Source organism: Clostridioides sp. ES-S-0005-03, from assembly GCF_020658455.1.
In the GTDB taxonomy this organism is placed as follows: domain Bacteria; phylum Bacillota; class Clostridia; order Peptostreptococcales; family Peptostreptococcaceae; genus Clostridioides.
The window spans coordinates 307115-327102 of sequence record NZ_JACVWI010000002.1 but is presented as its reverse complement, the minus strand read 5'-3'; the positions used below and the strand labels follow the sequence as shown (position 1 = coordinate 327102).

The window sequence follows — 19988 nt, the reverse complement described above, 5'->3', positions numbered from 1 at the left end:
GATGAAAAGAAAAATTATAGCAGTAACAGCATGTGCAACAGGGGTTGCACATACATATATGGCAGCACAAGCATTAAAGAAGGCTTCAAAAAAAATGGGTCATCTTATAAAAGTTGAAACACAAGGAGCAACTGGAATTGACAATGAATTAACTGAAAAAGATGCGCAAATTGCAGAAGTAGTAATATTTGCTGTAGATACTAAAGTTAGAAATGCTGAACGTTTTGAAGGCAAAGAAATATTAGAAGTACCAGTTAATGCACCTATAAAAGATGCAGAAAAGGTAATCAATGATGCACTAAAGTTAATTGACACTAAATAAATGGAGGGAAATATAATGTTAAAAAAGATAGTCTCTGAGTTAAAAAAGCATGTTTTAACAGGAATCTCATATATGATTCCATTAGTAATTGCAGGTGCTATGATAATGGCAATATCTCGTGTAGGGGGTTCTTTATATAATATACCAGATATATGGGACGTTAAATATGCAGAAAGTGCTAGTAGTATTGTTAGATTATTACATGATTTAGATGGTTTTGGAGGCACTGCTTTAGGATTAATGTTTCCTGTAATTGCAGCCTTTATAGGATTTTCTATAGCTGATAAATTAGCTATAGTACCAGGACTTGTTGGAGGTATGATTGCTAAGGATATCGGAGCAGGTTTTTTAGGAGCTTTAGCAGTTGGTTTAATCGCAGGATATACATGTTTATTTATTAAAAATAATGTTAAATTACCAAAGTCAGCAGCTTCAATAGTACCAATATTTATAGTACCAGTATTTGGAACATTAATAACTGTTATATTAATTAATTATGTCATAGGTATTCCTTTTGCAACATTAAATACTGGCTTAGAAAATTGGTTAAATGGATTATCAGGTACAAATCAGATATTGATGGCAGCTATTATTGGAGCAATGATGGCAGTTGACCTAGGTGGGCCAGTTAATAAAGCAGCTTTGACAACATCACTTGCATTATTAACAAGTGGGATTTACGCACCTAATACAGCAGCAATGGTAGGAATTGTTATACCACCACTAGGCTTAGGTCTTGCTACTATATTAGCAAAACAAAAATATAATAAGCAGCTGCGTGAAGCTGGTAAATCATCTCTTATAATGGGGTTGATTGGAGTTAGTGAAGGAGCAATTCCTTTTGCAGTAGAATCTCCATTAAAAGTAATACCATCATGTGTAATTGGTACAGCAATTGCCTCAGCTATGGCAGTTGGATTAGGTTCAGTGAATGCAACTCCAATTAGTGGATTTTATGGATGGTTTACAGTAGAAAACTGGCCAATGTATGTATTATCAATTGCAGTAGGAACAGTAATTGTAGCAGGTTTAGTTATAATATTACGTGGAAATCCAGTTATCGAAGATGATGAATTTGAAGATGATGAATTTGATGAAGCAGAATGGGAATCTTAAAATTCAATAAAAATTTAAGAAAAGTAATAATTTAGGTTTAATATAAATTTTATAGTTAGTATAAGTTTTGAGTATTGTTGAGTCTTGATTACAGCCTAAAAATATTAAAATGAAGAAATAGAGGAGCATAAATGATAAAAGCACATATTGTTAATCATACACACTGGGACAGAGAGTGGTATTTTACTTCTGGAGATGCATTAGTACTTAGTGAGCAATTATTTACAGATATAATTGATGAGTTAGAGCGTAATCCAGATGTAAGTTTTGTACTTGATGGACAACTTTCTATTTTGGATGATTATACACAAGTACATAAAGAAAAAATAGAAAGTATTAAAAAATTAATAGAAGAAAAAAGATTATATATCGGACCATGGTTTACACAAACAGATGCATTCTTCGCTAGAGGGGAATCTATTTTAAGAAATTTAATGATTGGAATATTTGAAAGTAAAAAGTATGGTGAGTACATGAAAATCGGGTATTTACCAGATACCTTTGGTTTTAATGCACAGATGCCTATTTTATTAAGACATGTAGGGATTGATAATATTTTCTTTTGGAGGGGTATCCACTTAGGAAAGCAAGTTCAATCACCGTATTTTAAATGGAAAAGTTTAAATGGAGAAAAGTATATATATGCTGTAAATATGCCACATGGATATGGAACTGGTATGCTTTTAGAACCTTCACCAAAGTATGTCAATGGACGATTAGACCCCGCTATTGATTTTATTAAATCATATAGTGATGTAGAAGAGGTATTAATACCTTCAGGAAATGACCAATTAAATATAATAGGTGATTTTAAAAATAAAGTTGAAGAGATTAATAATATTGGAAAGTATTCTTATATAACAAGTTCATATCAAGACTTTTTGAAATATGTAAAATCCATAGAATCATTAGAAAGCTACAGAGGTGAATTTAGAGAACCAGTGCTTGCAAGAATACATAAATCAATTGGTTCTAGTAGAATGGATATAAAATTAGCATGTGATAAACTTGAAAATAAATTAATTAAGAGAATAGAGCCATTACTAGTAATTGCTAAAAAGAGTGGAATAGAAATAAGCAATCAATTATTAATAAACACATGGAAAAAGCTTTTAGAAGGGCAAGCTCATGACAGTTTGGCTGGTTGTGTAACTGATACTGTAACAGATGATATTCTTCACCGTATAAGAGAAGCTAATGAAATCTGTGATAGCATTGAAAATACTATTGTAAAGAAAATTTCAGAAGGGCTTAAGTTATCTCAAAATGATGTATTAGTGTTTAATTCAGAAGCTAAAAGATTTAATGGATATAAAGAAATACAAGTAGTGAGTAATAGTAAAAATATTTGTTTTAAAGAAAATTTAGATGCTACTATAATTGAAGAAACTTACATACAACCAAGAGAAAATGTATTGGAAGAGACACCTGCTGGTAATATATTTATTGAAGAACCAGGTTATTATATACTAAAAGTAAGAATAAATATACAACTTCCTGCACTTGGTTATAAAGTTATTAGTTTTGAAACAAGTAATAAAGAGATGTTGTCACTTAGTGAGTCTAATAATACCTTTATATCTAACGATAAATACAAGGTAATATATAAAGATGGAAGCTTGGATTTACAACTTAAAGATGGAACTTATATATCAAACTTTTTAACTTTAAAAGATAGCGGAAATGCAGGAGATACTTATGATTTCTCACCATTACAAGATGATGACGAGATAGAACTTTTGTTTAATAGTGTTTCGACAAAAAGAACTTTAGGATATGAAAAGATAGTAGTTGAAGGTACAACTTTACTACCACTTACACTGGAAGATAGAAAAGATAAAAATCTCAATGGAAAATTAAATGTAAGAGCTAGCATTATTTTATCAAAAGATAATCCATTGATAGAAGTAAAACTTCATGTCAACAATACAATATGTAATCATAGATTACGTGTTCATGTAAAAACGGATATAAATGATAATAAAAATATAGCATCATTACCATTTGGATATATAACAAGAGAAAATGGGGTTTTAAGTAATTGGGAAAATACTTATAGTGAAATGCCTATAGATTTGGAACCTTTGGAAAGTAATATTACACTTACTAATGATAAGAGAAGTTGTACTGTCTTTACTAGAGGAATAAAGGAGTATCAACATGTCAATGATGAAATAGCACTGACTTTACTTGCTACTACAGATGAATTAGGAAAACCTGATTTATTATATAGACCAGGACGTGCTTCTGGAGATACCACTAAAAAGGGACATATCAGAATTAAAACTGAAAAGGCACAAATACTTAGAGAAGTAGAGTTTTCATTTGCAATATATATGAGTTCTAAATCTTTTGCGGAATCAGAAGTTGCAAGTTTAACTCATAACTATTTGCAAGAATCTATAAATTATCAATTACAGGATTATAACTTCTTTTTATATCGTATAGATAATAAGATTCAAAGGTCAATTGTTGAAAAATCTGTGAACAGAGAGTTAGAGATAATATCTTTACCAGAAAATTATCTTGTATCAGCATGTTATCTTTCTTACTATGATAAAGAGAAGTTTGTAATAAGGTTAGAAAATCCAACAAGTGAGAAGTTGATATTAGATGAGCAAATATTTAAAGATAGAAACGGGAAAGTTATAAATGCAATAGAAGAATTAGAGGAACAACAAATATATGAAATAGCACCTTTTGAAGTTATTTCAATATTATTAGATTTATAAGTGTAAAAGTAAGTTTATCATTTAATAATCTGGCAGATAAATATCTGTCAGATTTTTTAATTTGTATAATTTTGGGTAGATATCAAGGTATGGGTTTGATGTTGTATATAGAAATTATTAAAACAGGATAAAGAACTTAGATAAAGAATTATTATATAAGAGCTAAATTTATTTAATATAGTTAACTTTAATTTTATGTAGTTATAAATATTTTATGTAGTTATAAATATGTAGTTACAAAAAAGTACCCAATTGTGATGCATTTATAAAACTGATATAGTAATTATATGAAACCTCAGAAATATTTTAAAACTAAAATATATATTAACAACCTTAAACTAGTAAATCTCAACACATTTGTAACATTTATAAATTAAATAAAAGCATGTCTTAATAATTAATAAAAAGAAAGAGGAGATAAAATGTATAATATAGATGATATGATATATGACTGTCCAGTAGAGGCATTATCAAGCATATTAGGTAAAAAATGGGTAGCTATAATAATATGGGAGTTACAAAAAGATAAAAAAAGATTTGGAGAATTACAAAGAGCCATTCCAGAATGTAGTAAGAAAATGTTGACTCAACAATTAGATTTTTTAATTGAGCAAGGAATTATAATCAACAATAAAAAATCAATTAATAATATTGTAGAATCAACATATTTTTTAAGTGAGTCAGGGGTACTATTACTTCCTGTTATGGAAAAGATGATTATGTGGAGCAATAATAATTTAAATTGCGATAAGTAAGCTTTTAAATTACTTTTGAATTTACAGTGACTTAATTAGGCTATCGTGAGAATAAAAGTAAAAGCAATAAAAGGACATAATTTTTTATTGTAATAATGTAAATAGAATGAGGAGGAGCTTTAATTTGCAAAATATAAATTTATTTGTGGTATTTATAGAAGGGATATTATCGTTTTTTTCGCCATGTATATTACCAATACTACCTATTTATCTAAGTATACTGTCAAATAGTAGTGTGGAAAATTTAAAAGAAGGAAAAACTAATTTTATAAAAAGTTCTCTATTTAAAAATACTATCTTATTTACTCTAGGAATTTCAACAACCTTTTTTATATTAGGTTCATCAGTAAGAGTATTGAGTATGTTTTTTAATGAGAATAAAGACTTAATAATGTTTATAGGTGGGATTATAATTATTATCATGGGATTGTTTTATATGGGAATAATTAAGTCTTCAATACTAAATAGAGAAAAAAGATTAAATGTAAAGTTTAAAGAAATGAGAGCAATAACAGCATATTTACTTGGTTTTACATTTAGTTTTGGGTGGACACCTTGTATTGGGCCAATATTAGCATCTGTATTAGTAATGGTTTCTAGTTCAACTAATCATTTGAATGCAAATCTTTTAATAGTAGTATATACCATTGGATTTATTTTGCCATTTATAATTACAGCTATGTTCTATAGTAAGTTATTTAAGACTATAGATAAAATAAAATCTAATATGGAAATTATTAAAAAGATAGGTGGAGCTATACTTATAATATCAGGAATATTAATGATGATAAATGGGTTTGAAAGTGTGAGCAAGCATTTTAATGTTCCACAAAAAAATAAAGTTGAAAATAATCAAAGTGTGAATCAAGAAGATAATAAACAAGGAAATTCTAATGGCAATACACAAGAAGAGTCTGGTAACAGAGATAATAAAAAAGAATCTAATAATGAAAATAGTGATAACGGCTCTAATGATGAAGAGAGAATAAAATCTATTGATTTTACTTTAACTGACCAATATGGTAAAACACATAAATTAAGTGATTATGAAGGTAAGGTTGTGTTTTTAAATTTCTGGGCTACATGGTGTCCTCCATGTAAAGAGGAAATGCCTCATATAGAGCAGTTGTACAAGGATTATAAGAAAAATAATGAAGATGTAGTAATTTTAGGTGTAGCATCACCTAATTTAGGTAGAGAAGGTTCAAGAGAACATGTAATTAACTTTTTAAAAGATGAAGGCTATACTTTTCCCGTTGCACTTGATGAAGATGGAGAATTAGCATATCAATATGGAATTAATGCTTTTCCAACTACATTTATAATTGATAAAGAAGGATATGTAACACAGTACATTCCAGGAGCAATGAATAAAGAGACTATGATGTCTTTCATTGAAAATCAAAAAAATAAAAAGTATTAATATAGAAGGTTACAAAAAAGTACCTAATTGTACCACCTAGAAAATCTTGTTATAGTAAGAGTATAAATAACAAAGGAAAGGGTTGAAATTTATATGAAAAAAACATTTGATGCAATAATAATAGGATTTGGAAAAGGTGGAAAGACATTAGCAGGAGATTTAGCTAATAGAGGATTAAAGGTAGCTTTAGTAGAAAAGTCAAATAAAATGTATGGAGGAACATGTATAAATGTAGCATGTATCCCAACTAAAAGCTTAGAAAATTCAGCAAACAATGTAAAAAATATAAACTCTTGGAATGATGCACAAATCGAATATGCAAAAGCTATAGAAAAAAAAGAAACTTTGGTTACAAAGCTTAGAGAAGCTAACTATAATAAATTAAATTCAAATGATAATGTAACTATATTTACAGGAATGGCTACTTTTATTGATGAAAATACAGTAGAAGTAAAAACTGAAAATGAAGTTTATGAATTAGTATCAGAGAATATATTTATCAATACTGGCTCAAAATCATTTATACCTAATATAAAAGGTATTGAAAACAATAAGATAGTATATAATAGTGAATCTCTTATGAATTTAAGAACCTTACCTAAAAAAATGACAATTATAGGTGCTGGGTTTATAGGTTTAGAATTTGCAGGCATCTATAGTTCCTTTGGAACAGAAGTTACAATATTAAATTCAAATAATGGGATTTTACCAAATGAAGATATTGAAGATTCAGAAGAAATAATAAAATTACTTGAAAAGAGAAATGTAAAAATTATAAATAATGCAAAGGTAAAAGAGATTAAGGAAGTTTCTAATTTAGCTACAGTAGAATATGATATAAATAGTGAATTAAAGGAAATAACAAGTGATATAATACTTGTTGCTACAGGTAGAAAAGCAAATACTGAAGGTTTAGGACTTGAAAATGCAGGCATAGAGTTAAATGAAAGAGGATTTATTAAAGTATCAGATAACCTTAAGACTAATAAAAAACACATATGGGCTATAGGAGATATAAATGGAGGTCCTCAATTTACTTATATATCACTAGATGACTATCGTATAATAATCAATCAATTATTTGGAAATAAGACTAGAACGACTAGTAATAGAAAAAATATACCAAATGCTATATTCATAAGTCCAGCATTTTCAAGAGTTGGTCTTAATGTTAAACAAGCAAAGGAAAAAGGATATGATGTATTAGTAGCAAAGATGCCAGTTGAGGCAATTCCAAGAGCTAAACAAATTGGAAAGACAGATGGATTTATAAAAATCGTAATAGATAAAAATTCCAATAAGATACTTGGTGCTAGCATGATATGTGAAGATTCTAGTGAGATTATACATTTAATTCAGTTAGCCATAGATTTAGAAGTAGAATATACATATTTAAGAGACCGTGTTTATGCACATCCAACTATGACAGAGGCTCTTAATGATGTTTTATCTCCTAATATGATAAAGGAAGTATAGAATAAGTGTAATATATAAATAAAGCCTAAAATTATCATTATAAATAAATTTTAAAGAAAGGATACTATGAGAAGTTACTAATAGTATCCTTTCTTTACATTATAAAGTATAAATATAGTAAAAAAGTAATTATTTTGTATTTAAGAGAGTATTAAAAGGTATAATCTAAATATTGAATAATATAAATGGATAAGATAATATTAGCAAACTTCATATTAAGGCGGTGAAATATTCTATGAATAAAATATCTAAAAGAGGCTTTGATGAGAGTGATAAACGATGGTTTTCAAGTAAAGAACTTGTAAGACTTGTAAAGGCTCAAGAAGAAATAGAATGGTTAATAAATAGAGATTATAAAATAGACCCAGTTGTAACTTTTGTGGGAGATAGATATCAGTTTTCAATAAGACAAAGAGATGCACTAAAGAGAGCAGTATGTACTGATGAAAAAAATAAAATAAGACAATCAAAGATACTTTCCTTAGATAAAATAAATGAAGGAATTATATACATAGATGGTTTTAATTTGATAATAGCTCTAGAAGTAGCATTATCTGGAGGAACTCTAGTCATAGGTAGAGATGGAAATATAAGAGATTTAGCAGGTCTTAGAGGAACATATAAAATTATAGATAAAACAGAAGAAGCTTTAAATCTAATAGGAAAGTTTTTTAATAAATATAAGGCTACAAAAATTAAATTTTACTTAGATGCACCAGTTTCTAATTCTGGAAATCTAAGATATAAGATATTAGAACATGCCAGGGTATGGAAAATTGAAACAGAAGTAGAGCTAGTAAAAAATGCAGATGTTATATTAGAAAAACTTGATAGAGTAGTTAGCAGTGATGCTGTTATAGTTGATAAATGTATAAGTTATTTTAATGTAGCTAGAAGTATAATTGAAGAATATATTAAAGATTGTAATATTGTAAATTTAAATGGATAATAACCTTTAATTATACAGAGTAAGTTTAAAAATAGAAGAACGAATATATATCGAATTTCATAAAGTATTGTAAAAAGACATATGAGAGGATGGGTATGTGTGAAGCTATTTAAAATAAACATTAAAAAATACAGAGCACCTATATATAAATATGCTTTAGTAAATGTAAATTTGAGGTCTGCGAAATCTACAAGTTCAAGTATTATAACTGTAATACCTAAAGGTTCTAAATTAGAGGTTCTAGATGAAGAAGATGATTGGATTAAAGTAATCTACAATTTTCAAGAAGGGTATGTATACAGAGATTTAATATCAGTAAGCGAATATGCTTGGAGTAATTTAAATTTAAGAGAAGATAAGTCTACAACTTCTACTATAATTACAGTAATTCCTGAAAAGTCTAGAGTCGAAGTTCTACAGGTAGAAGGGGACTGGAGTAAAGTTATATATGATGATAAAACAGGTTATGTTTTTAATTATTTCTTGTCAAGTGATGGAAATAAACCTAATGAATTAGATTATAAGTATTTTTACACTGATATGACTAAATTTGTTAATGAAAATAACATTAAAAGTACTAGTGACTATCTAATTACCACAGACCTTAAAAATAAATACACTTATATTTTTAAGAAAGATAATGGAGGTTGGGGTCAATTATATAAATGGGAATGTACTATAGGTAAACCTGAAACTCCAACTATAACAGGTATTTTTTATATAAGTGGGAGAAAACCTTCTTTTGGAACAGATGAGTATTCAGTTAAGTACGCTACTAGAATTAAAGGTGGGTATTATTATCATTCTGTGTTATATAATTCAACAGGAAGTTATATAATAGATGCTAGGCTTGGTGAAGCTCTTAGCCATGGATGTATAAGACTAAGTACAGAAAATGCTAAGTGGATATATGACAATATACCAGACACAACAACAGTTATAATTCATTAAAAATACTATTTATTAATTTTAAAGAGTTTGAAATTAAATTAAAAATATGGATTTAGTTTAGATAATAAGAGAGTGTCTATAATCAAATAAAAATATTTTGAGACACTCCCTTATAAATATACATAATTAATTTATAAGTGTGATTATATTAAGAGATTTTCTTAAATAATTCTATAATTTTGTCTTTATCAAAGAAAACAGGATTGGCTCCAGCACAAGCATCTTTCATAGAATTTTCAGCAAGCAACTCAAAATTAGGATTATCAACACCAACATCTTTTAAAGATTTTGGAATTCCTACCTCTTCTGAAAGAGCTTTTATTTTATCTATTACAAAATCAACACATTCCTTATCTGATTTGCCATGTATATTCATTCCAATGATCTCAGCTATTGGACGGAATTTAGAAGGTGCAGATTTAGCATTTTCTTCTTCAACTATTGGTAGCAACATAGCATTACATACTCCATGAGGTAAATCATATAAACCTCCTAATTGATGAGCCATAGCATGTACATTTCCAAGACCTGCATTACTAAAAGCAATTCCATTTAGAAAACAAGCATAACACATTTGTTCTCTAGCATCTATATCATTACCATCTTTAACAGCTCTAGGAAGATATTCAAATATCTGCTTTATAGAATATAGCGCAGTTGAATCTGTAACATCATAAGCTCCATTAGCCACTACAGCTTCTATAGCATGAGTCAGTGCATCCATACCAGTAGCTGCTGTCAAATTAGCTGGCTTACTAATCATTAATTCTGGGTCATTAACTGTCATTGTAGCTAGTGCATTTGTATCAACCATTATCATTTTTACATGCCTATCTTCATCCGTTATAACATAATTTATTGTAACTTCAGCTGATGTACCAGCAGTAGTAGTTATGGCAACTATAGGAAGACATTTTTTAGAAGTTTTATTTACACCTTCATAATCTCTAATGTCACCGCCATTGGTAGCTAATATAGAAATAGCTTTACCACAATCTTGTGGAGAACCACCACCTATAGTTATAACGAAGTCGCAATTTTCTGATTTTAGTATTTCAAGTCCATTATTGACATTAGTCACAGTTGGGTTTGGTTTAACTTCATCATAAATAGCAAAGTTCACACCTATTTGAGACAACATATCTGTTACTTTTTTTACAGTACCATTTGAAGTTAGAAATTTATCGCTAACGATAAATGCTTTTTTAGTGCCTAAGGATTTAATTGAGTCTTTAGATTCAATAAGACACCCTTTTCCAAGTAAGTTTATTGGTGGTACATAATAGATACTCATAGTTAAAATCTCCTTTTTTGAATTAATTTTTATGTACAATATACATACCTACAATAGTCTTATACTAATTCACATATTAGATATTGGTTTTTGAGGTTAAAATATATATCGTGAGTTTTTATATAAGAACTAAGTTCGTAATTACGATTATGATTAGAATTTAACATAGTATTTTTATCATGTCAATAAAAATATTAAAAATAAAAAAGAGCATAAAAAAACAAAGTTGCTGTAATTAAGTCAGCAACTTTGTTTTTATCAATCTAATTTATTATAATATCTTCATTACGTTCTTCCATCATAGATTGAATATTTTTTTGTGCATTTAGAAGTAATTTTTTTATCAGTTCTATTTTTTCTTCACTAGACCTAAAAAGTGGAAGTGTTACGCTAACAGCGGCCCTTATACATCCGTTTTTTCTTATTGGTACAGCAAGGCATTTTAGGTATTCCATTGATTCTTCACATTCTGAAGCTATTTGAGTTTCACGAACTTCAAGAAGCTGGTCATATAAAATATCAAAGTCAGTAATTGATTTTTTTGTAAATCCTTTTAATCCGTCTGGATATAAATTTATTAGTTTTTCCTTATCAAAATCACATAAAAGTGCTTTACCAAGACCTGTACAATTAGCAGGTATCTTTTTACCAACATAAGAAATAAGTCTAATTGGCTCTGGAGAGTCAACTTTTCCAATATAAAGAACTTCGTTATTGTCGAGTATACCAAGTTGACAAGTTTCAGAACAAGAATTAACTATATTAGTCATTTCATCAATTATGTAGTTAAAAATAGTTCTTTTCTCAAAAAACGAAGACCCCAATGTGTAAGAACGTATACCTATGGAATATTTAGATGTATTTTTATCAATAGTAATGTATTTTCTAGCATTAAGTGTATGAACTATAGGAAAGATACTACTTTTTGGAGCATTGATAGCATCTGCTATTTCTGTAAGAGTATATCCATTCTCAGATTCAGCTAATGCTTCTAAAATATCTAATATCCTAGCTGTTGGGCGATGATTATCTGAAGTCATAAATTTCCCCCTATCTTTGTTAATTTAAAGTGTTAGAATATGTTGATTTTAGCATACTGTGTGATAATTTACAATGTAGAAATAAAATATATGACAGTATGTGCAAATAAGCTTTAATTATAAATATTTATAGATGATTTTTTTGATGAAAATTCATACTAAAAACTTGAAATAATTTCCAAAATATACCTGAGAAAGTGAACTGTATTTAGCTATATAATTTAAGATAAGACAATAATAATCGTATTTTATATAAAAATATCGAAATATTGTGAATTTAGATTATATAAATTGGGATATATAGATGTGAAATGAGAAAAATTACTTTTTATATTTTGCATATAATGAAGATAATTGCTAACTATTGCTATATTATCAGATAATTTGAAAAAATTTTGACAAAAATTTATTTTTTTTATTGACTCATAATTGGGAAAATGCTATCATTAATTCAAAGATTCGTAAATAAAAACTTAGTTCTTAAATACGAACCGAAACGGCCGTTAAAATTAAAGCTAAAAAATTTAATACAAGTAATTAAATATCATGTTTTAGGAGGAGTAACTTTATGATAATGGATTTTATTAAAAAAATTCCTGCAGGTATGATGATAGTTCCAATGTTTATAGCAGCTTTCATTAATACATTTTGCCCAGATATTGTACAAATAGGTTCATTTACAACAGCAGTATTCTCAAGTGTTGGCTCTGCAACTATAATAGGGGTTCAACTAGTATGTCTTGGAACTCAGCTTCAATTTAAAGAAATGCCAAAAGTATTAAAAAGAGGAGGAATACTTCTTGGTTCTAAATTTGCTATAGGTGCTTTAATAGGCATACTTATAGGAAAATTATTTGGAATGGATGGAGTATTAGGTCTTACAACTTTGGCAGTTATAAGTGCAGTTACAAATAGTAATGGTAGTATATATCTTTCATTAATGACTTCATATGGAGATGAAACAGATTGTGCAACTATGAGTTTACTTACTTTGAATGATGGTCCATTTTTTACATTGATAGCTCTTGGGACTTCAGGACTTGCAAATGTTCCATTAATGTCATTATTAGCTGCAATCGTACCAATACTTGTTGGTATGATAATAGGTAATTTTGACAAAAAGATGAAAGAATTTTTAGAACCAGGATGTAATTTATTAGTACCCTTTGTAGGTTTTGCACTTGGAAGTAGCATAAATCTTGCAAGTATATTAAAAGGAGGACTATCTGGAGTATTACTTGGATTAATATCTGTGTTTGTAGGAGGTGTATTTATAGTATTCTGTGATAGATTTATAGGTAAACGTCCAGGGTATGCAGGATGGGCTGTAGCTACAACTGCAGGGAATGCAATTGCTGTTCCTGCTGCTGTTGCATTAGTTGACCCAACATGGCAACCATATGTTGCAACAGCTACAACTCAAGTAGCAGCTGCAGTAGTTGTTACTGCAATATTAGTTCCTCTTATAACTAGCTGGTGGGCCAAGAAATATGGATGTCCTAAATTCCCAAAACAAAAAGATGATGGGACAATAGTAGCCTGATGAATACAGATATATAATTGCTAAGATGATTTTGTATATTAATAAAATTATATTATTTATAAAGGAGAATAAAGATAATGATAAATGCAGTGATAATTGATGAAAAAGATAATGTTGCAGTGGCTATTGAGGAAATATCTAAGAATAATGAAATTAATTTTAAATTAAAAGATAAAACGATAAAGACAATAACAGCTTTAGATGATATAACTATTTATCATAAATTGGCTATAAAGGATATGGCTGAGGGAGATAAAGTTACTAAATATGGAGAACACATAGGAGAAGCTAATCAAGAAATAAAAATTGGTCAACATGTACATATTCACAATGTTAAAAGTGTTAGAGAAGATTTAGATAAACAAATTGTATCGAACATATAAAGTAACATTTATAATTCAATAAAAGTCATATTTAGTATTAAATGATTAAAGTGTTTAGTATTAAATGATTAAATAAGTAGGATTATAGTTATCTAATTAGCAATAAGAATAAAATTTATAGTACAAGAAAATCAAATAAAGTATGATAAATAGACTATTTTAGGAGGAAATCAATATGAAATTTTATGGATATAAAAGACCAGATGGAAGAGTTGGCATAAGAAATCACATATTAATATTACCTACAAGTGTGTGTGCATCAGATACAACGAGAATTATAGCCTCACAAGTTCAAGGAGCTGTTACTTTTAATAATCAAAATGGATGTTCTCAAGTAAGTTCAGACCAACAATTAACTATGGATGTTATGGCTGGATATGCAGCAAATCCTAATGTATATGGTGTGATAGTTGTGTCTTTAGGTTGTGAAAATTGTCAAAATGACTTGGTAGTTGATGCAATAAAAGAGAGAACAAATAAACCAATAAAGACTCTTGTAATACAAGAAGAGCATGGAACTTTAAAAACTATAGAAAAAGCTGTTCGTTATGCTAGAGAAATGGCACAAGAAGCTTCTATACTTAGAAAAGAAGAATTCCCAATATCTGAACTTATATTAGGGACTGAATGTGGGGGGTCTGACCCAACAAGTGGGCTAGCTGCTAATCCGCTAATAGGAGAATTAAGTGATAGACTTGTTGATTTAGGGTCTACTTCAATTTTAAGTGAAACTACTGAATTTATAGGAGCAGAACATATATTAGCTAGAAGAGCAGTAAATGAAGAAGTAAAAGAAAAAATACTACATATAGTACATAGATATGAAAATTCATTAAAATTAGTTGGAGAAGAAGTTAGAGAAGGAAATCCATCTCCTGGAAATATAGCTGGTGGACTTACAAGTTTGGAAGAAAAATCACTAGGCTGTATACACAAAGGTGGGCACAGAGTAATAAGTGAAGTATATGATTATGCAAAGCAAATTGATAAGAAGGGTCTTGTAATAATGGATACACCAGGAAATGATGCCTCATCTGTTGCGGGTATGGTTGCAGGAGGAGCTCAAGTAGTAGTATTTAGTACAGGGAGAGGGACTCCATCAGGAAATCCAATAGCTCCAGTAATAAAAATAACTGGAAATAAAATAACTTTTGCAAATATGGAAGATAATATGGATTTTGATGCTAGTCCAGTTATATATGGACCACAGACAATGGAAGAATTGACAGATGATTTATTAAATCTAGTTGTAGATGTAGCAAATGGTAAGCAATCAAAAGCAGAATCACTTGGATATACTGAAATGGCAATAGCTAGAGTATGTAATTATGTATAAAATATAAGACTTAAAAAAGTATGCACTTAGAATTTTACTAAAGGGTGATAGTATGAAGTTTGTTAGTTTTAGTAGTATAGAAGATACATCTAAAAAGGTAGGAATTCTCTCAAAGGATGAATTGTTTGTTATTGATGTCAATTCCATAAGTCTTAGCAAATTTTTTATAGATGTAAATGATTTAATTCAAGGTATATCTCAGGATGATATTATTAAGTTAAAAAATATTATAAGTGAAGAATCATTTAATGACTATAATGTTTTTAAAAAAGAGGAGTGCACTATACATGTTCCTATAGAAAAGCCAATACACGATATTTTATGTGTAGGAGTAAACTATAAAGAACATCTTGAAGAAACTCAAACTCATTTTGATAGTAGCTTTGAAGAACCTGAGAAAACAGTCTATTTTACAAAGCGTGTGACAAAGGCGATAGGTCCAGAAGATGAGATAGATGCTCACTTTGATATAAATAATCAGTTGGATTATGAGGTTGAACTTGGAGTAGTAATAGGTAAAACAGGTGTTAATATAGAAAAAGAAGATGTAGAAGATTATATCTTTGGTTACACTGTGATAAATGATATTTCTGCTAGAAAGTTGCAAAAAGAACATGTTCAATGGTTTAGGGGAAAGGGATTAGATACATTTACATCTTTAGGGCCATGTATCTTACATAAAAGTGCAGTTTCTTTTCCAGTAAAACTTAATGTATATAGTAGAGTAAATGATGAAGAAAGACAAAATTCTAATACAGAGTTATTCATATCAGATATCTCAGATATAATTTCAGAACTTTCAAAAGGGATGACTTTAGAGGCAGGGGATATTATAGCAACTGGAACACCCTCTGGAGTAGGGATGGGCTTTTCTCCTCCTCTATATATGAATAGTGGAGATGTAATTGAATGTGAGATTGAAAGTATTGGAATATTGAAAAATTATGTTAAGTAAATGTTTTATTATATATAATCTTAAAACATAGGCTATAAGCATATTAAATGAACATATCAAAATAAATTTTAGGAGTTTAAATTATGAAAGCAGAATTTTTGACACCAGTTGTTACAATATTTGATGAAGACGGAAATTTAGATAGAGAAGGAAACAAAAAAGTATATGATTACCTTATAGATGGGGGAGTAGATGGTCTAGTTATAATGGGAAGTACTGGAGAGTTCTTTAATATGTCTATGGATATGCAAAAAGAACTTATAGATTTAGTGGTTAATCATGTCGATAAGAGGGTTAAAGTGTTTATAGGTACAAGTCGTATGTGTGCAGATGAGTCTATAGAACTTTCAAATTATGCACATAATAGTGGAGCAGATGGAATTATGATAATAAGTCCTTATTATTTCTCGCTTGATGATGATAGTATTGAACTTTTTTATAGTAAGATAGCTGAGAACACAGATGCTGAAATATACCTATATAATTATCCAGATAGAACTGGTTATGATTTAAGTCCAGAACTTACATTAAAGCTTGCAAGAAAGCATGAAAACATAGTTGGATATAAAGATACAGTAACTTTAATGGGACATACTAGAGATTTAATAAATACTATGAAAACAGAGTTCCCAAACTTCAAGATATACAGTGGATATGATGAAAATTTTATACACAACTTAATGTCTGGAGGAGCAGGATGTATAGGAGGATTATCAAATCTAATTCCAGAAGTATGTTCCAAATGGGCTGAAGCTTATAATAATAAGGATATGGATAAAGTTATCGAAATTCAAAAATATATTAATAAAGCAATGGATTTTTATTTAATAACAAATCCATTTATACCAGCAATGAAGAAAGCTATGAATATTAGAGGATTAGAAATAAGTGACTACGTAACTGCTCCATTTATAAAACCAGATGAAAATCAAGTATGTAAAATTAAAACTTTGATGGATGAATTAAATATAAACTAAGAAGATAAAGAGGGTTTTAGATTGATTTTTATAGTCATTTTAAGCCCTCTTTTTGAGTGGATATATTAAATCAACCTTGCAAAGTAATTAACAATAAACTACAATTATCTTAATGAAAAATTAAATGTAAATAATACTAGGGTACTATTTTAGTTTAATAGGGAAAGTGATGTAAATTCACTACAGCCCCCGCTACTGTATACGGATACAAAATCAAATCCACTGAGATTCATAATAATTTTGGGAAGGTTGATGGAGGACAGGCCGTGAGTCAGGAGACCTGCCCAGTATTACATAAATACAATTTAGGGTGGAGATTGTAGTTTATAATAAAATGAGATATCAATTCATTTTTTATAAAATTGATATAGAAGCTTCTCCTTGCTAATTTAGGAGAGGTTTTTTATTTTGCTAAAAAGCTATATTTATAAAATTAATTTTAGTAAAATATTTTTTTAAAATATGTGTAGCCACTCATAAAAAATAAAATAATGGAGTGAAAGTGATGAAATTCAAGTCAAATGTTTTAAAGCAGTTTTTTTTAGTTGTAATGGTAATTTTTTTGGCAGGAGGTATTGTAGGTTGTAGCAAAAAAGACAAAACTAATGAACAAGTTAGTAATGGGAAAAAATTAGAATTAAAATATGCAAGTGGATTTAGTGTTGAGAATTTAGAAGATGGAATTAAAAAGGTTGTTGATGGAGATAATAGAGAACTAATTTTGATTCCTAAAAAGATAAAAATACCTGAAAAATACAAGAATACAAATATAGTTAGAACACCTGTGGATAATGTATTGATAGCATCTACAACACAAGCTTGTTCTTTAAGGACAATAGGTGAGTTAGATAGTATAAAAGCAGTAACAACAGAAGAACAATATTGGACTATCAAAGAAATTAAAAATTTAATGAAGGATGGGAAGATACATTATGTTGGTTCAAATTTAGCACCAGATTATGAAAAAATAGTAGACTTAAATCCTGACTTGACTATAGTGAGTAGTGGTTTATCAGAAGCGGATACAAAATTTATAGATAAATTAGAAGAATTGGGACTTAACTATGTTGTAGATAATGAATATAAGGAACAAAATCCATTTGGAAGAATGGAGTGGACAAGCTTGATAGCTGCATTTTATGATAAAGAGGATACAGCTACTAGTGAATTAGATAAAACAGTACAAAAAATAGAAGAGGTTAGTAAAAAAATAAAAAACAAAAGTAAACCTAAAGTTGTATGGGCATCTGTATATGAAGGTAATGCTTATATAGCACCTAAAAATTCATATGTAGATAATATGATAAACATGGCAGGTGGAATAAATGCTTGTGCTTCAATCGATTCAAATGAAGGGCGAGTAAGTATTGAGCAATTACATGAAGTGGCAAAAGATGCAGATATATTTGTATATTCATCAAGTTCAGATTATGCACCAAATTTAGAGTCTATAAAATCTAGTGCACCAGTGTTATCTGATTTAGATGTTGTCAAAAATGGAAATTTATGGGTGTTTGCTCCGGATTATTATCAATCAGTGGATAAGACAGATGAATTAATAGTGGATTTAGTTGAAATATTTCACCCAGGTACTACAGGTGAAAAGATTAAGCATTATATAAATTATGATAAATAATAAATAAGATTAAATTAACAAGAAAACTTTATAAATTTGAGTTAATCTAGTTTTATTAAGAGGAGTATATAGATGGACTTTACCAATAAAAACAGAATTAAAAAGACTACTATATTTATAACCTTAATTGTAGGTATAATACTTACTTTTTTGATATGTGTAGCATTTGGTTCTGTAAAAATCGAATTTAAAGAAATAATAGATGTTGTATTAAGAGGAATGGATAGTACAGAACACTATAAAATAATTTATAATATAAGGATTCCTAGAGTCCTTGCAACTATGGTGGGAGGTGCATGTTTAGCAGTATCTGGTATTTTACTACAGATATTTTTTAAAAACCCAATAGTTGAACCATATATATTAGGGGTGTCTTCAGGAGCGACTTTATCAGTAGCACTTATGATTTTAGGAGGATATACATTAGGATTTGAAAGTATAAATTCAATGAGTATATTTATAGCAGCATTTGTAGGAGCTTTAATTGTAATGTCTATAGTTATTCTATTTGCCAGCAAAGTAAAAAATATAACAACACTTTTGGTGATAGGAATTATGACTGGCTATGTATGTAGTGGAATTACAAATATATTACAATCATTTGCAAATAATGAAAAATTGAAGGAATTTACTATGTGGTCTATGGGTAGTTTTTCTGGATTTACATGGGAAAAAGTAGAAATACTTATGATAGTTGGGATATTAGGTCTTTTGATGACTATATTCATAATAAAACCTTTAAATGCTTTTTTACTAGGAGAAGAATATGCAAAGAGTATTGGTGTAAATATAAAATTTTTTAGATTTTTGGTAGTATTTATATCTAGTATACTAGCGGCAATAGTATCAGCATTTGCAGGTCCTATAGGATTTATTGGTCTTGCAGTACCACAAATCTCAAAATTGATATTTAAAACATCAGACAATAGAGTATTGATACCAGTAGTAATTCTTTTAGGAAGTATAGTTACAGCTCTTTGTGATTTAGTATCCAGAGTAATTTTGTCACCAATAGAATTACCAATAAGTGCAATAACTTCATTATTAGGTGCTCCAATTGTAATAATGTTATTGATGAAAAGGAAGGATAGGGCTTAGAC

Annotated in this window: 17 protein-coding genes and 1 riboswitch; of the genes, 15 read left to right on the top strand and 2 right to left on the bottom strand. The window is 28.8% G+C overall.

The features are described from left to right. Nucleotide 1 precedes the first annotated feature (1 nt). The 8 genes from IC218_RS10565 to IC218_RS10530 all read left to right on the top strand — a co-directional run bounded on the left by IC218_RS10565 (nt 2) and on the right by IC218_RS10530 (nt 9724). The gene (locus IC218_RS10565; protein WP_227433911.1) at nt 2-322 is read left to right on the top strand and encodes a PTS fructose transporter subunit IIB; all 321 of its coding nucleotides are present in this window, start codon (nt 2-4) and stop codon (nt 320-322) included. 15 nt (nt 323-337) lie between these two features. Beyond that, entirely contained in the window at nt 338-1438 is a 1101-nt protein-coding gene (locus tag IC218_RS10560; protein ID WP_227433912.1) for a PTS fructose transporter subunit IIC, read from the top strand. Between the two features lie 131 nt (nt 1439-1569). After that, nucleotides 1570-4170, top strand: a complete 2601-nt coding sequence (locus tag IC218_RS10555) for an alpha-mannosidase (protein ID WP_227824373.1) — start codon at nt 1570-1572, stop codon at nt 4168-4170. A gap of 422 nt (nt 4171-4592) precedes the next feature. Continuing rightward, a complete protein-coding gene (locus IC218_RS10550; protein WP_227433914.1) occupies nt 4593-4925 on the top strand; it encodes a winged helix-turn-helix transcriptional regulator in 333 nt (110 codons plus the stop codon). A 124-nt stretch (nt 4926-5049) separates the two neighbouring features. Continuing rightward, complete coding sequence (locus IC218_RS10545) at nt 5050-6348, top strand: cytochrome c biogenesis protein/redoxin (RefSeq protein WP_227433915.1); 1299 nt, start codon at nt 5050-5052, stop codon at nt 6346-6348. Nucleotides 6349-6441: 93 nt separating this feature from the next. Next, a complete protein-coding gene (locus IC218_RS10540) occupies nt 6442-7824 on the top strand; it encodes a dihydrolipoyl dehydrogenase family protein (protein WP_227824372.1) in 1383 nt (460 codons plus the stop codon). A 235-nt stretch (nt 7825-8059) separates the two neighbouring features. Beyond that, entirely contained in the window at nt 8060-8773 is a 714-nt protein-coding gene (locus IC218_RS10535) for a DUF434 domain-containing protein (RefSeq protein WP_227433917.1), read from the top strand. Nucleotides 8774-8854: 81 nt separating this feature from the next. Continuing rightward, nucleotides 8855-9724, top strand: a complete 870-nt coding sequence (locus tag IC218_RS10530) for a L,D-transpeptidase family protein (protein ID WP_227433918.1) — start codon at nt 8855-8857, stop codon at nt 9722-9724. Between the two features lie 148 nt (nt 9725-9872). Here IC218_RS10530 and IC218_RS10525 read toward each other — a convergent pair whose 3' ends face one another. After that, nucleotides 9873-11018 carry an iron-containing alcohol dehydrogenase gene (locus IC218_RS10525; protein WP_227433919.1) on the bottom strand — a complete coding sequence of 382 codons (1146 nt, stop codon included), beginning with the start codon at nt 11016-11018 and terminating at the stop codon, nt 9873-9875. Between the two features lie 263 nt (nt 11019-11281). After that, nucleotides 11282-12058 carry an IclR family transcriptional regulator gene (locus IC218_RS10520; RefSeq protein WP_227433920.1) on the bottom strand — a complete coding sequence of 259 codons (777 nt, stop codon included), beginning with the start codon at nt 12056-12058 and terminating at the stop codon, nt 11282-11284. A gap of 568 nt (nt 12059-12626) precedes the next feature. Between IC218_RS10520 and IC218_RS10515 the strand changes: the two genes are divergently transcribed. The 7 genes from IC218_RS10515 (at nt 12627) to IC218_RS10485 (ending at nt 19986) form a co-directional block, all read left to right on the top strand. Continuing rightward, a complete protein-coding gene (locus IC218_RS10515; RefSeq protein ID WP_227433921.1) occupies nt 12627-13601 on the top strand; it encodes a 2-keto-3-deoxygluconate permease in 975 nt (324 codons plus the stop codon). A 77-nt stretch (nt 13602-13678) separates the two neighbouring features. After that, the gene (locus tag IC218_RS10510) at nt 13679-13984 is read left to right on the top strand and encodes a UxaA family hydrolase (RefSeq protein ID WP_227824371.1); all 306 of its coding nucleotides are present in this window, start codon (nt 13679-13681) and stop codon (nt 13982-13984) included. 175 nt (nt 13985-14159) lie between these two features. After that, nucleotides 14160-15320 (top strand): UxaA family hydrolase, encoded by a 1161-nt coding sequence (locus tag IC218_RS10505; RefSeq protein ID WP_227433923.1) that lies wholly within the window; start codon nt 14160-14162, stop codon nt 15318-15320. 52 nt (nt 15321-15372) lie between these two features. Then, nucleotides 15373-16275 (top strand): fumarylacetoacetate hydrolase family protein, encoded by a 903-nt coding sequence (locus tag IC218_RS10500; protein ID WP_227433924.1) that lies wholly within the window; start codon nt 15373-15375, stop codon nt 16273-16275. Nucleotides 16276-16358: 83 nt separating this feature from the next. Then, nucleotides 16359-17252, top strand: a complete 894-nt coding sequence (locus IC218_RS10495) for a dihydrodipicolinate synthase family protein (RefSeq protein WP_227824370.1) — start codon at nt 16359-16361, stop codon at nt 17250-17252. A 122-nt stretch (nt 17253-17374) separates the two neighbouring features. Continuing rightward, a riboswitch (cobalamin riboswitch) is annotated at nt 17375-17555 on the top strand. A gap of 202 nt (nt 17556-17757) precedes the next feature. After that, a complete protein-coding gene (locus IC218_RS10490; RefSeq protein WP_227824369.1) occupies nt 17758-18888 on the top strand; it encodes an ABC transporter substrate-binding protein in 1131 nt (376 codons plus the stop codon). A 72-nt stretch (nt 18889-18960) separates the two neighbouring features. Next, nucleotides 18961-19986: a FecCD family ABC transporter permease gene (locus IC218_RS10485; protein WP_227433927.1), complete on the top strand. Its 1026-nt coding sequence runs from the start codon at nt 18961-18963 to the stop codon at nt 19984-19986. Nucleotides 19987-19988: the final 2 nt, after the last annotated feature.